The sequence below is a fragment of the Pseudomonas sp. ef1 genome (assembly GCF_007293365.2).
GTDB classification, from domain to species: domain Bacteria; phylum Pseudomonadota; class Gammaproteobacteria; order Pseudomonadales; family Pseudomonadaceae; genus Aquipseudomonas; species Aquipseudomonas siliginis.
Genome location: NZ_CM129815.1, coordinates 4094286 through 4108350, shown reverse-complemented (window position 1 = coordinate 4108350; position 14065 = coordinate 4094286). Strand labels below are relative to the sequence as shown.

Sequence of the window (14065 nt, the reverse complement as noted above, 5' to 3'; positions counted from 1 at the left end):
AGGCCATCGACGCGCCACTGATAATGCGCGGATTCAGGATGGAGTGATGAATCGCGCTCACCAATCATGATCAACATGACAAATAGGAATACGTTTCAATTACTAATGCGACCGTATACCATGCGCGACGTTTTCACTGGCGGTTTTGCCCTTCGTTCTGGCCTATTCGTAAAGGTTTTCACCTCATGCGTCGAACTCTGCTTTCCATTTGTGTGCTGCAGGCGTTGTCTTCTTCCTCGTGGGCTGAGTCAGCCGAACCGACTTCTTCAACGCTTGAGCTGGAAGCCACCGACGTAGTCGGCACAGCGGATTACGAACGGGCAGACGGCCCGGTGCAAGGCTACCGCGCGACCCGTTCGGCCAGCGCCACGCGCACCGACACTTCGATTCATGGAACCCCGCAGTCAATCAGCGTGGTGACCAAGGATGCCGTCGAAGACCTCGGCGCGACGCGTTTGCAGGATGCGCTGGATTACGCCGGCGGCGTCGGGCGCGCGAACAATTTCGGTGGGCAGGGCCTGACTACGTTCACCGTGCGCGGCTTCACCACGGGCGAGTTCTACCGCAACGGTTTCCCGATCAACCGTGGCTACCCGAACATGCCCGACGCCAACACCATCGAGCGTCTGGAAGTGCTGCGCGGCCCGGCGACCATGCTCTATGGCCGTGGCGATCCCGGCGGTACCTTCAACGTAGTGTCGAAACAACCGTTGCCCGAGCGCACCGTCACCTTGGGCAGCCAGTTGAATGACCAAGGCATGAAGCGCGGCACCCTCGATGCTTCCGGGCCGCTCGATGAAGAAGGGCGCCTGGCCTATCGCTTGAATGTGGTGGGCGAGGGCGGCGATACCTTCCGCGATCATGTCGAGAACGAGCGCTACGGCATCACGCCGGTACTGACCTGGCAGGCCACCGACGCGACCAAGCTGATTTTCGAAGGCGATTTCATGCGCAACAACGCGCCGCTCGATCGCGGCGTGACGCGCTACCCGGCGCAGATCGGCACTGCCTCGCGCGATACCTTCTTTGGCGAGAAGGACGTCGGCAAGCTGCACAACGACAACAACATGGCGCAGTTGCGTTTCGAGCACATGCTTAACGACGACTGGACCCTGGGCGGTGGATTCCAGTGGCTCGACGGCTCGCTCAAGGGCGATGCGATCGAGGCCAACGGCATTGCCGCTGACGGCCGCACGCTGGGGCGCAACTTCAACTACCGCAAGCTGGAATGGACCGACAAGGACACCCAGCTCAACCTCACCGGGCATTTCGACACTGGCGGTCTGCAGCACACCTTGCTCACCGGCATCGAGTACGAAGATTACGACTACAAGTCGATCATCCAGCGCTCCAGCGGCGCGGTCAGTGCCTACCCGATCGACATCTTCAATCCGGTTTACGGCCAGCCACGCCCGGCGCTGACCCGCACACCGACCCACGATAAAGAGAACCTCAAGACCTACGCCGCGTTCGTGCAGGATCAGGTAGCCCTGACCGACAAACTGAAAGTCCTGGCCGGCGCGCGTTTCGAGCGCTTCGAGCACGACTATGAAACCTACGTGCCGGGCGGCAAGAGCTGGCAGGCCAGCGACAATGCCGTCACCCCGCGTATCGGCGTGACCTACGATTTGACCGAAACCCTGGCGGTGTACGCCAACACCGCGCGCTCGTTCAAGCCCAACACCGGCGCCAGCCGCGAAGGCGGCGGTTTCGCCCCGGAGAAAGGCAAGTCCTACGAGATGGGCGTGAAGTGGGAAGCGCTGGATCAGCAGTTGAGCGTCGACGCGGCGATCTACCAGATCGAAAAACGCAACGTGCTGACCACCGACCCGGTGGACTCCACCTTCAGCGTCGCTGCCGGTGAAGTGCGCAGTCGTGGTTTCGACGTCAACGTCACCGGCAACCTCACCCCTGAGTGGCGAGTGGTCGGCGGTTACGCCTACGTCGACGCCGAGGTGACCAAGGACAACACGCTGCGCTCCGGCACCCGACTGCTGAACATCCCGAAGAACAGCTTCAGCCTGCTCAATATGTACGAATTCCAGGACGGCACGCTCAAAGGCCTTGGCCTTGGCACCGGCCTGAAATACGTCGACGAGCGCGCCGGGCAGACGGCCAACACCGCGTTTTCCATGGGCAGTTACACCGTGGTCGACCTGCTGAGCTTCTACAAGATCAACGACAAGGTGCGGCTCAACCTCGATGTGAAAAACATCTTCGATCGCGACTACGAGGAGGGCGCCTTCGGCAACGTTTACGCCTACCCGGGGGCGCCGCGAACCGTGCAGGTGGGGATTTCCTACACGCTGTAACTCGCCGCAGCGGTTGCCGCCGACTTATAGTGGCCTGAGAGTGGCATGTCGAAATCAGACATCGGCATGCCGCACTCAGGCTAGTTGCGCGGCGGTCGGGCCACGTAAGGTGAAGCATCATTTCGTCGGCAAAGCGTCTGCGTCGCAGCTTTCGCCTGATGCCGACACCGGAAGTGATGATCGCCTGACGCTCAGTCAGTGGCCCAAACGTCGATCATGAGAACAATAAGAACCCATGAACAGCCTGAACCCCAAGGACTCCAACGGTCAGTTGGCGCAAGGTTTCAAACCGCGTCACGTCACCATGCTTTCCATTGCCGGCATCATCGGCGCAGGACTTTTCGTTGGCTCAGGCCACGCCATCGCCGCCGCAGGACCTGCGGTGCTGCTCGCTTATCTGTTCTCCGGTCTGCTGGTCGTGCTGGTCATGCGCATGCTCGGCGAAATGGCTGTCGCGCATCCCGACACCGGCTCATTTTCCACCTACGCCGATCAAGCCATTGGCCGCTGGGCCGGGTTCACCATCGGCTGGCTGTATTGGTGGTTCTGGGTGCTGGTGATTCCCATCGAAGCACTGGCCGCCGGTCACGTGCTCAATCAGTGGTTTCCCCAGGTCGATGCCTGGTTGTTCGCCTTGCTGTCGATCGTGCTGCTGGTGATCACCAACCTGTTCAGCGTGTCGAAATACGGCGAGTTCGAATTCTGGTTCGCCATGGCCAAGGTCATCGCGATCATCGGTTTCATCGGCTTGGGCTTTGCGGTGCTGATGGGCTGGATTCCCGAGCGCGAAGCCAGTGGCTTGAGCACGCTGATGGCCGAGCACGGCGGCTTTGCGCCGAACGGTATGTCGGCAGTGGTTGGCGCGTTCATCACCATCATGTTCAGTTTCATCGGCACCGAAGCGGTGACCATTGCCGCTGCGGAATCGAACAACCCGGCGCAGAACATCGCCAAGGCCACGCGCTCGGTGATCTGGCGCATCGGCATTTTCTATCTGCTGTCGATCTTCGTGGTGATTTCCGTGGTGCCGTGGAATGACCCGCAGCTCGCCTCGGTCGGTTCCTACCAGCGCGCACTGGAACTGATGAACATCCCTAACGCCAAATTCCTCGTCGACGTGGTCGTGTTGATCGCGGTGGCCAGTTGCATGAACTCCTCGATCTACATTTCCTCGCGCATGCTCTATTCCTTGGGCCGACGCGGCGATGCGCCGCCGGCATTGAAGGTGACTTCGGCGGCAGGCGTGCCATGCGCGGCGGTCATTGCCAGCACGGTGATTGGTGCGGGCGTTACCTTGCTCAGCTATTTCATGCCGGCCGGGCTGTTCCAGTTCCTGCTCGCCAGCTCCGGGGCTATTGCCTTGCTGGTGTATCTGGTGATCGCCATTTCGCAGTTGCGCATGCGCCGCCGACTGGAACGGGAAAAGGTCGAAATGACCCTGCGCATGTGGCTGTTTCCCTGGCTCACCTGGCTGGTCATCGCCTTTATCTGCGCGGCTTTGGCGGTGATGATGATCACCCCTGAACACCGCCTGGAAGTGACCTCGACCATTGGCCTGGCGCTGCTGATTTCCTTCGTCGGATTGATCACCAGCCGCCAGCATGGGCCGGCGGCCAGAGTGGCGGCGGTGGGCAAAGCCTAAGCAAACAACGCCTTGAGCCCACGGGAAAACCAGCCGTTCGGGCTCGAAGGCAGATGCTCACGTTGATTGAATGAGCCCGTCAACGCGCAGGTTTCACCGGCGAGCGAGCCCATCAGTTGCGGCAGCAAAAAACTGCGTTCGCATTCGCTGGCGGACAGTCCGGTTTTCTCTTGCGGCCAAACGACGCTGGTTTCGGCAAACGGCTTCATGGCACACCTCCTCAAAATTCAAACATCCAGCACCAGGGTGTCGCTGCCCTGCGCCGGGGCGGCGCAGCAGATCAGCACTTCGTCGTCCGCCAGGCGCATGGCCGGCGGGGTGAGGTAATGCACCTGGCCGCTGGTAAGGCGGGTTTTGCAGGTGCCGCAGGACCCGCCGCGACAGCTGAACTCCGGATTCAAGCCACGCGCCTCGGCCAGTTCGAGCAAGGTGCCGCTGCCCGGTTCCCAGCGTGCTTCCTTGCCGGACGTGGCAAACAACACCTTGACCGGTTCTTCGGCGACCGGTACTTGCGGCGGCGCCGGGGTGCTGATTTCGACATCGCGGATCAGCGTCGACGGGCCGAAGGTTTCGGCGTGGATGCGATCGTCGGGAATGCGCATTTTGCGCAGGCCGTCGTACAGCGCCTGGGTAAAACTGCCCGGGCCGCACAGGTAGAAATCGTAGTCATCCAGCGGCAGCAGGCTCTTCAGCAGGGCGATGTCGATGCGCCCGGCATGATCGTAACCCTGCGCTGTTGCTTCCAGCGGCGGCTGGCTGACCACGCGCAGCACCTTGACCTTGTCACCGGCGCGTGCAGCCAAGGCGTCGATTTCTTCGCGAAAGGCCAGATCCTCAACGGTGCGACTGCTTTGCACCACCCAAGTCGGGCGCATGCGGCTGATGCGTTTGCCCTGATAGACCACCTCGCGCAGCATCGACAGCAATGGCGTCACCCCAACCCCGGCGGCCAACAGCACCAGCGGCCGGCGTTCGGTGGCGTCGACGGTGAAGTCGCCTTGCGGCGCGCGGGCTTCGATCAAGTCCAATGTCTGGACCCGATCATGCAGATGCGAAGACACCGAGCCATCGCGTTTGACGCTGATGCGCAGGAACTCGTCCGACGGCGCGCTGGACACGCTGTAGGTGCGGATCGACGCGGCATCCTGGCCGTCGAGCAAGACCTTGATCGGCAAGTGCTGGCCCGGTTCGAAGCGCGGCAGGCCGAAGCCATCGTTGGCTTGCAGGTAAAACGAACGGATCTGCGGACTCTCATCGACCACCCGCGTGACGTGCAGCGCGCGCCATTGATTGCGCAGCGCCTCGGCTTGCAGACGTTCGCGGGTCTGTTCCCAGCTGCCGGTCATTTGCGAATTGGGCGAATCGCCTTGCGGCTGCTCGGCCCAGCGCAGCGGCAATGCGGCCTGACGGTAAACGATGCGCTGCGGCCTGAAGCGCCACAGACGTTCGGCACCCTGGAACGCGGCGATTTGCGGATCGTCGAGCAGCACTTCCGCGCTGCCGGTCATCTGCAACAGATCGCCGCTTTCGAAATCGATAAAGGTCAGCCCGGCGCGCGGGTTGAGCAGGATGTTGCCCAAGGTGTTGAAGAACAGATTGCCGGAGAAATCCGGGATGGTCAGGGTGCCGTCTTCGTCCATATGGACGAAACCGGATTTGCCGCCGCGATGGGACACATCGACTTGCCGCTCACCGTCGCGCACCACATAAGTGGCCACGTAGAACGAATCGGCGGCGGTGATCATGTCGCGCACCAAGGGTTCGCTGACCGGCAAGTCGAGCGCGGCATCGGTGGTTTCGTCGACGAAGGCGTAATGGCGCAGGTTGATGTAGCGCGGGCAGTTGCCGTAAGCCTGGGTCACGCCGATCTCAAGGATGTTGTCATCGCGGCGGCTGATATTGCCGTTCATGCGATTGCGCCGACGGGTGTGCAGCTCGATGCCGAGCATGCCGATCGCGTCGCCGGGCTGCAGGCCTTGATTGGCCGGGTCATTGGGCTGCGCGTCGAGTTTGATCTTCAACACCTGCGGCGACGGCGAATCCATGAAGCCCGGTTGACCGGTGCGCAGCGTCGCCCACGGGTCGCCCTGGCCATCAACGGCGCCGAGCACGACGAAGGGCAGTTGCGCGTAGAACTCGCGGTGCTGATCCGGCATCCAGTCGCGGGCCAGTTGCCGCTGGCCGACACCGACCATCATCTCCACCGCGCCGACGGCACGTTGCAGGGTCAGCTCACCTTCATGCCAGGGCGAGGGCTGCGGTTTCGACGCTGTGTCCATTTCGATTCTCCTCGGGTGCAAACGGGCCGGTGAGCCGCCAGGGGCTGAAGCTCAAGTGGGCTCATGTTCGCCCTCGGCCGGTTGCGAGGGAATGGCCAGAAACTGCAATCCACTGTTTCACGCGGTGAAATGATCCCTACGCGCGCCTAAGGACGAGGATGATTATTTCACTGGCTGAAATGCTCGATTGTATTTGCTGAGGATTCCGCGATTTGCGGCAGGGGAGCAGGATGAGCCCATCGACACGATCAGCGGGTCGACCTCAAATAATCCAGGAGCACGTCATGTCTCAGTCAGCCGTCAAACTGTATCGCCATCCGTTGTCCGGCCACTCGCATCGCGTCGAGTTGATGCTGTCCCTGCTGGATGTTCCGACCGAACTGGTGTTCGTCGACCTGATGAAGGGCGCACACAAAACCCCTGAATTCCTCGCCCTCAACCGTTTCGGCCAAGTGCCGGTGATTGACGACAACGGTACGGTGCTCGCTGATTCCAACGGCATTCTTGTTTATCTGGCGAGCAAATACGGCAACGGCCAGTGGCTGCCGAGCGATCCGGTCGAACAAGCCAAGGTGCAGCGCTGGTTATCGGTGGCTGCCGGGCAGATCAGCTCCGGCCCGGCCACGGCGCGCTTGATCACGGTGTTCGGCGCCGGTTACGACGCAGCTGATGCGATCAAGCGTTCCCATGCGTTGTTGCAGGTGATGGAAGACGAGTTGGCCAACAGCGCATTCCTTGCCGGCGACAAGGCAACCGTTGCCGATGTGGCCGCCTACACTTACGTCGCCCACGCACCGGAAGGCAATGTCTCGCTGGAGGATTACCCGAATGTGCGGGTGTGGCTTGGGCGGGTCGAGGCGCTGCCGAAATTCGTCGGTATGCAGCGCACAGCGGTGGGCCTGCAAAGCGCTTGATTCACAACGATGCACATCTCCTGTGGGAGCTGTGCCCTCCATGTATTGGAAGACAATGTCTCGCAGGAGGAATATCCGAATGTGCGGGCGTACTGGCGGGAGTTGAAGCATTGCCCAAATTCATCTGTGTATACCAACCCCTGTGGGAGCGAGCCTGCTCGCGAAAGCGGTGTGTCATGCAACGGTGATGTTGACTGACCGGACGCATTCGCGAGCAGGCTCGCTCCCACAGGTTTGGCGTCAGCTGTGCCCTCCATGTATTGGAAGACAATGTCTCGCTGGAGAAATATCCGAATGTGCGGGCGTACTGGCGGGAGTTGAAGCATTGCCCAAATTCATCTGTGTATACCAACCCCTGTGGGAGCGAGCCTGCTCGCGAAAGCGGTGTGTCATTCAACGGTGATGTTGACTGACAGAATGCCTTCGCGAGCAGGCTCGCTCCCACATGATTTCACTGTGTTATCGAGGTTTTTTACAGGTTCCCGCCTATGGATCGTTTTCAGGAAATGCGCATGTTCCTGGCCGTGGCCGAGGAGGGTGGCTTTGCGGCGGCGGCCCGGCGTTTGAACACCTCGCCACCCAGCGTCACCCGCGCCATTGCTGCGCTGGAACAACGCATCGGCACGCGTCTGTTGTCGCGCACCACGCGCAGCCTGCACCTGACCGAAGCCGGGCATCGTTATCTGGACGATTGCCGAAGAATTCTGTGCGACGTCGACGAAGCCGAAGAGGCCGCTGCCGGCAGTTATCGGGTGCCGTGCGGGCACTTGAGCGTGACCGCGTCGGTGTTGTTTGGCGAGTTGTTCATCGCGCCGTTGCTGGCGCAATACGTCGATGCGTTTCCTTCGGTGCATCTGAAGGCTTTGCTGGTTGATCGCGTGGTGAACATGGCGGAAGAGGGTATCGATGTCGCCGTGCGCATCGGCCATTTGCACGAGAACAATCAGCATGCAATCAAGGTCGGCGAGGTCCGGCAGGTCATCTGCGGTACGCCCGATTACTTCGCCCGCTATGGCCGACCGCAACATCCGAACGAGCTGAGCCGCGCCAATATCGTCATGTCGTCCGCCAGTCATTTGCTCAGCGATTGGCAATTCGCCCATGCCGATGGCCCGTTGAGTTTTCGCTTCGAGCCGCGTCTGGTGGTCACCGCGAATCAGGCGGCGATCAACATCGCCAGCTCCGGTTGGGGCATTACCCGGGTGCTGTCCTATCAAGTCGCCAGCCAGGTCGCGGCCGGTGAACTGGAATTGGTGCTGGAGGCCTTTGAGCCGCCGGCGTTACCGGTGCAACTGGTCTATCTGAAACATCCGCGCGTACCGGCGAAGGTGCGCACGTTTGTCGATTTCCTCAGCGAGCGGCTGCAACACCACCCAGCGCTGAAAGCCGTGAACAGGGTTCACGGCTAAGGCTTCAAGGTTCAACTCAGCGCTGGATCACTTCGCGGCCGCAGCGGTTTCGATCAGGCTGGCAACGGCTTTCGGGTTGGACACCATCACCACGTGCGAAGCGCCTTTGACCACGACGGTCTGCTTGGAGTGCGCGCGCTCGGCCATGAACGCCAAGGCTTGCGCCGGGATGTTCTTGTCCTGGTCACCGTAGACGAAGTACGACGGCACGGTTTTCCATGCAGGCTCGGTGGCGGCTTCGTTGAGCGCGGCGACGGTCACCGGGCGTTGCGTGGCGGCCATCAACTTCGCATCTGCCTGAGACACATCGGCAGCGAACTGATCGTGGAATTTGTCCTGCTGGATGTACAAATCCTTGCCACCATCGGCCAGCTCAACCGGGGCCGACAGGGTCGGGCCAAGGGTGCTGCCGGGGAAACGCCCGGACAATTCGGCTGCGGTTTCACCCTTTTCCGGTGCAAAAGCTGCGACGTACACCAGCGCTTTGACATTGGCATTGCCGTAAGCGGCTTCGCTGATCACCGGGCCACCGTAAGAGTGGCCGACCAACACCACCGGGGTTTTCACGCTGGCCAGCACATCCGCCACCGATTGCGCATCACCCTTGACCGAGCGCAGCGGGTTGGCAGCGGCGATCACCGGATAGCCATCCTTCTCGAGAATCTTGACCACGCCGTTCCAGCTGCTCGAATCGGCAAAGGCACCGTGCACCAGCACCACGGTAGGTTTGACCGGCGCGGCGAACGCAGCGGTGGCGCCGAACATGGCGGCGGTAAGGGCGAGGGCTGCGAAGACTTTGTTCATGGTGATGTCCTGTCGATTGGTTAAGGTAGGAATGGAAGCGACAGTGGTATTTAGCGCGCTAAATATGTCAGTTGTGTGTGCGCACGGCCGAACTTCGCATGCGTGTGTATCTGGGGCGGCGAAAGCTACACGCTGATACAAAGCGATCCATCCGCTCAGATCGCGCGGCGGACCTTGCCCGGGGCCTCGCCGTAGATTTCCTTGAATTTCTTGCTGAAGGCAGCCTGCGACTGATAGCCGACCTGCACGGCAATGTCATTCAGGCCCAGATGCGAATGGCTGAGCAGACTGAATGCCAGCTCCATGCGCAATTGAGTCAGCAGCACCCACGGCGACACGCCAGCGACCCGGGCGAAGGTGCGCATGAACGTCGCGCGGGACATGTTCGCGGTGTCGGCCATGGCCTCGATGGTCCATTCGTGCGCCGGGTCGGCCAATATCGCCTGACAGGTGCGGCCGAGGCGCTGGTCGCCGAGCAGCGCCAGGGTGCTTTTGTCGTGATCGGCACGCGCCAGGTGCGCACGCAGGATCAAGGTGAACAAGGCTTGGGACAGTGAGTCGAGGAGGAACCGTGCACCCGGCTGTTCGCTGTCGGCTTCGCTGCGCAACAGCGCAATCAGGGCGGTCAGCGGCGCATCAATCGGTAAGCCATCGTTGGCAATCAACAGGTAATCGGGGAGGGCGGCGAACAGCATCGATGCGCGGTTGTAATGAAAGCCACCGCAAAGCATGTCCAGATCGGCGCTCGCGCCACCCAGCCGATAGATCGGCAACACCCCGCCGGGAATCAGCGTTGGCAGCATTGGCGCTACATCTTTACCGCCGCTGTGCAGCACATGCGGCGTCCCCCGTGGCAACAGCAGAATATCGCCGGCGCGCATCGCCAGGCGTTGTCCGCTGGCCAGCTCAACCCGGCATTCACCCTTGAGCACGATGTGATAGGGCGCCTTGCCCAAGGCTTCCTGTTGATGATCGCGCGCCCAGTCGCCCTGGAACTGGCAACGCAGATCAAGACTGCCGCGCACGTTGGCCAGGCTGATGAGCTTATCGAGCGAGTTCATTGGCACCCATCACGAAGGAATCCGCAAAGTTGAGACGATTGAGCAAGACGTTGAGCATGACCGACAAAAGCGCGATTCGATAGCACTGCAGACTGACTCCACTTTCATTGATCTGGAGAAGCCGCATGTTCACCTCAATCAACGCCGGACTACAACAGCTCGGCAAACTCGATCGCCTCGGCATCCCGCTGATGCGCGAGGCCATCGCCATCGTGTTCCTGTGGATCGGCGCGCTGAAATTCGTCCCGTACGAAGCCGACAGCATCACGCCCTTCGTCGCCAACAGCCCGGTGATGTCGTTCTTCTACGAACACCCGCAGGACTACAAGGCGCACCTGACCCATGAGGGCGAGCTGAACGCCGAAAAGCGCGCCTGGCAGACCGCGAACAACACCTACGGCTTTTCCACCGGGCTTGGCGTGGTGGAAATTCTCATCGGTCTGCTGGTCCTGTCCAATCCGCTTTCTCGCCGTACCGGCCTGCTCGGCGGTGCCTTAGCGTTCGCCACGCCGCTGGTGACCCTGAGCTTTCTGATCACCACTCCTGAAGCCTGGGTCGCTGCGCTGGGTGATGGTCAGCACGGTTTTCCCTATCTGTCCGGTGCCGGGCGCCTGGTGCTCAAGGACGTCCTGATGCTCGCCGGAGCACTGCCGGTAATGGCTGATTCCGCGCGCCAATTGCTGACCGAACGTCAGGCCTGAATTCCCCATCCTTTATAGAGAGATCACACCATGAAAACGCTTTTTGCTTTGACCCTGGCCATCCTCGCCGGCAACGTGTTCGCCGCCACCGAACCTGCACAGACCGGCGTGCCACTGGATATCGCCAAAACCATCAGCATCACCGACACCAGCGCCGCCTGCGGAATTGTTCCGGTGGAGGTCGTCTATGAAGACAGCCACGGTCAGCGGCATGTTGCCACGTACAGCGTTTTAGGCGATGGCTGCGGTGGCGATTAGCTCAGCTTTGGCCCATAACTGCACCGGACTCGAATTTCTCAGTCCGCTGCAGCGTTTCCGGGACACCGATCAACAGCAGCAGGAACGCTGCCGCTGCGACTCCGGCGAGGGTCAGGAATGCCGCGCTGTAACCGGCGGCCTCGACGACAAATCCGGCCAGCCCATTGCTCAGCGCCGCGCCCAGGCCAAACGCTGTGGTCAGCGCGCCGAGGCTGACATTGAAATGCCCGGAGCCGAGGGTGAGATCCTTGACCATCACCGGGAACAGCGCGCCGAACAAACCAGCGCCGACGCCGTCGAGCAACTGCACCGCGACCAGCCAATACGGATCATCCGAGAAGGTGTAGAGCAACCCGCGCAGCGGCAGGATCAGAAAACCCGCCAGCAATAACGGTTTGCGCCCCCAGACATCGGCTTTCGCGCCGGCCAGCAGCGCCATTGGCACCATCACCAGTTGCGCGGCTACGATACACGCCGACGTCAGCGGCGTGGCCATGTGCAAGTTGGCTTGGGCGAGTTTCTGGCTCACCAGCGGCAGCATCGCCGCGTTGGACAAGTGAAACAGCGCGCAGCACAGGGCAAACATCAGTAACGGGCGATTGCTCAGCAGTACCTTGAATCCGGACGGCTGATGGCTTTGATCGCCAGGCTGCAACCCGCGTGCGACGTCATGATCAATCGCCTCGGCCGAGACGAACAGCACGGCAATCACGCTGGCCAGCGCCATGACCGCCATCAGATAAAACACCGCCACCGGACCGAACAGATAGGCAAACAAACCGGCTAATAACGCTGCGCACGCGTTGCCGGCGTGGTTGAACGTCTCGTTGCGACCGGTGCGTCGGGTGAATGCTCGCGGGCCGGTGATGCCCAGGGTGATCGCGGAAATGGCCGGGGCAAAAATAGATGCTGCCGCCGCGCTCAAGGCTTGGGTCAACGCCACCAGACTGAATGACGAAATGAACGGCAGCAGCAGACAACTCACCGTGACCAACAGCGCGGCGATGATGACCAGCGCCCGTTTCGCCCGACTGTTGTCAACCAGCGCACCGGCCGGTGTCTGCGTGACCAGCGCGGCGATACCGGCGAGAGTCATGACCACGCCGATGCTGGCCGGGTCCCAGTGGTGCACGGCGAGCAAGTAGATGGCGAGGTACGGCCCGAGGCCGTCGCGGACATCGGCGAGAAAGAAATTCAGACTGTCCAGCGAGCGGTTGTTGCGGCGATCGAGATGGCTGATCACGGGGGGCAGTCTCTTGAACGGGAGGTATGCGTAAATGTATCAACCTCGGCAAACCTAATGACCGAAGCGGCGGGGGATTAGTTGCAGGACGGCGGAGCAGTTGCTGCTCCGCAGATATTCATGCGTCAGGCGTTTGCAGTATCTCGATCCACAATGCGCCTTTGCCGGATGCCGCTTCACCGACACGCTTCAGCGCGTCATCCTTGCTCACCGCGTACGTACCGACCTTGGCGCTTTTCTCGCCCGTCACCAGCAGCCAGTGGCCATCGGGGGAGAAGGCGATGTTGCGTGGTTGTTGTTCCTGCACTGAGTAGTTATCGAGGAACTTCAGTCCTCCGGTTGCCGGATCCACGGTAAATGCCGAAACGCTGCTGCTGGTGCGCTCACTCATCAGCAGCAGTTTTCCATCCGGCGACATGCGCAGGTCGGCAGCCCAGATGCGCGGGGTCGGGTCGTCTTTGAGGTCGTTGTTGCGCGCATCACGGACTTCGCCTTGGGCCAGTTGCAAACGTTCGGGAATGCCGTTGGCCACAGCGATTTGCGTTAACGCGCCGCTGGCCTCGTCGATTGAAAACGCAGTCACGGTGCCGCTCATTTCCCCGACGACGTAAAGGAATTTGCCGTTCGGCGAGAACGCCAGGTGCCGAGGCCCGGTTTTCTCCGGAACACTGACCGAGCCGCTGCCGATCGGGCTGAGCTCGCCAGTCTTGGCATCCAGGCGATATTGCAGCACCTTGTCGGTGCCCAGGTTGCCAGCGTAGGCAAAGCGATTGCTCGGCTCGGTACGAATCGAATGGGCATGCAGGCCGGTCTTGTAGCGAACGATATCGGCGGAAGGTTGCTGATCCTCGCCGATCTTCTGAACGCTGAGGGTGTCGGCGCCGTAGGACGCGGCGAGCAGGTAGCGACCTTTTCGATCGGTCGACAGATAAGCCATGCTCTCTGCCAGGGGCGCTTGGGTGAATTTTGTCAGGCGACCGCTTTGGCGATCGATCCGGTAACCCAGCACCTGAAAGGGTTTGACGCGCAAGGCTGCAAACAGCACCTTGCCATCCGGGGAGAGAGCCATGGGATTGACCTGATCACCGGCCTGTATCTGTTCGACCAGGGTGAGCGCGCCGTTGTTCTGATCAAGGCGATACTGCGAGATCAGACCGTCACCGGGGCTTGAGATGTAAGCGTAGGTAGCGGCATTGGCCGTCACGCTCAACGTGGAGGCGAGCGCAGCAATCAAGAGCGTTCTGTTCATCATTTTCAGCCTTACTGTTGTTGTGATCAGTCATCCTATGAGTGATTGGCAGGGGCATCAATGTCTATTTCGTGAGCCTTATAAGGTCGCTACGCTTATTCATAGGCGCGTATTAGAAGATTTTTATCAGCAAAAATGATCGGAGAGGCTAGTCGCCATTGAGGGTTGACACATTTCTACATACTCTCCTGTT

At 60.9% G+C, this 14065-nt stretch carries 12 protein-coding genes; 6 read left to right on the top strand and 6 right to left on the bottom strand.

Annotated elements, in window-relative coordinates; genetic code table 11:
• The first annotated feature begins 185 nt into the window (after positions 1–185).
• Together FEE99_RS18730 and gabP are read left to right on the top strand one after the other, a co-directional pair.
• Positions 186–2312, top strand: a complete 2127-nt coding sequence (locus tag FEE99_RS18730) for a TonB-dependent siderophore receptor (RefSeq protein WP_041480324.1) — start codon at positions 186–188, stop codon at positions 2310–2312.
• A 235-nt stretch (positions 2313–2547) separates the two neighbouring features.
• On the top strand, positions 2548–3954 hold the full coding sequence (gene gabP / locus FEE99_RS18725; protein ID WP_041480325.1) for a GABA permease: 1407 nt from the start codon (positions 2548–2550) through the stop codon (positions 3952–3954).
• Here gabP and FEE99_RS18720 read toward each other — a convergent pair.
• Positions 3951–4163 carry a hypothetical protein gene (locus FEE99_RS18720; RefSeq protein ID WP_041480326.1) on the bottom strand — a complete coding sequence of 71 codons (213 nt, stop codon included), beginning with the start codon at positions 4161–4163 and terminating at the stop codon, positions 3951–3953. The two genes, gabP and FEE99_RS18720, sit on opposite strands and share 4 nt — an antisense overlap.
• A gap of 18 nt (positions 4164–4181) precedes the next feature.
• Positions 4182–6233: a 2Fe-2S iron-sulfur cluster-binding protein gene (locus FEE99_RS18715; protein WP_041480327.1), complete on the bottom strand. Its 2052-nt coding sequence runs from the start codon at positions 6231–6233 to the stop codon at positions 4182–4184.
• A 284-nt stretch (positions 6234–6517) separates the two neighbouring features.
• Between FEE99_RS18715 and FEE99_RS18710 the strand changes: the two genes are divergently transcribed.
• Positions 6518–7147 (top strand): glutathione S-transferase family protein, encoded by a 630-nt coding sequence (locus tag FEE99_RS18710; protein WP_041480328.1) that lies wholly within the window; start codon positions 6518–6520, stop codon positions 7145–7147.
• Between the two features lie 488 nt (positions 7148–7635).
• Positions 7636–8556 (top strand): LysR family transcriptional regulator, encoded by a 921-nt coding sequence (locus FEE99_RS18705; RefSeq protein ID WP_041480329.1) that lies wholly within the window; start codon positions 7636–7638, stop codon positions 8554–8556.
• 27 nt (positions 8557–8583) lie between these two features.
• Here FEE99_RS18705 and FEE99_RS18700 read toward each other — a convergent pair whose 3' ends face one another.
• On the bottom strand, positions 8584–9360 hold the full coding sequence (locus FEE99_RS18700; protein ID WP_041480330.1) for an alpha/beta fold hydrolase: 777 nt from the start codon (positions 9358–9360) through the stop codon (positions 8584–8586).
• A gap of 155 nt (positions 9361–9515) precedes the next feature.
• A complete protein-coding gene (locus FEE99_RS18695) occupies positions 9516–10421 on the bottom strand; it encodes an AraC family transcriptional regulator (RefSeq protein WP_041480331.1) in 906 nt (301 codons plus the stop codon).
• 125 nt (positions 10422–10546) lie between these two features.
• Between FEE99_RS18695 and rclC the strand changes: the two genes are divergently transcribed.
• A complete protein-coding gene (gene rclC / locus FEE99_RS18690) occupies positions 10547–11122 on the top strand; it encodes a reactive chlorine resistance membrane protein RclC (protein WP_041480332.1) in 576 nt (191 codons plus the stop codon).
• Positions 11123–11152: 30 nt separating this feature from the next.
• Positions 11153–11380 (top strand): DUF2790 domain-containing protein, encoded by a 228-nt coding sequence (locus FEE99_RS18685; RefSeq protein ID WP_041480333.1) that lies wholly within the window; start codon positions 11153–11155, stop codon positions 11378–11380.
• Position 11381: 1 nt separating this feature from the next.
• Here the strand turns inward: FEE99_RS18685 and FEE99_RS18680 are convergent, their stop codons facing one another.
• Together FEE99_RS18680 and FEE99_RS18675 are read right to left on the bottom strand one after the other, a co-directional pair.
• On the bottom strand, positions 11382–12623 hold the full coding sequence (locus tag FEE99_RS18680; protein ID WP_041480334.1) for an MFS transporter: 1242 nt from the start codon (positions 12621–12623) through the stop codon (positions 11382–11384).
• A 118-nt stretch (positions 12624–12741) separates the two neighbouring features.
• Entirely contained in the window at positions 12742–13875 is a 1134-nt protein-coding gene (locus tag FEE99_RS18675; protein WP_041480335.1) for a lactonase family protein, read from the bottom strand.
• Between the last annotated feature and the right edge of the window lie 190 nt (positions 13876–14065).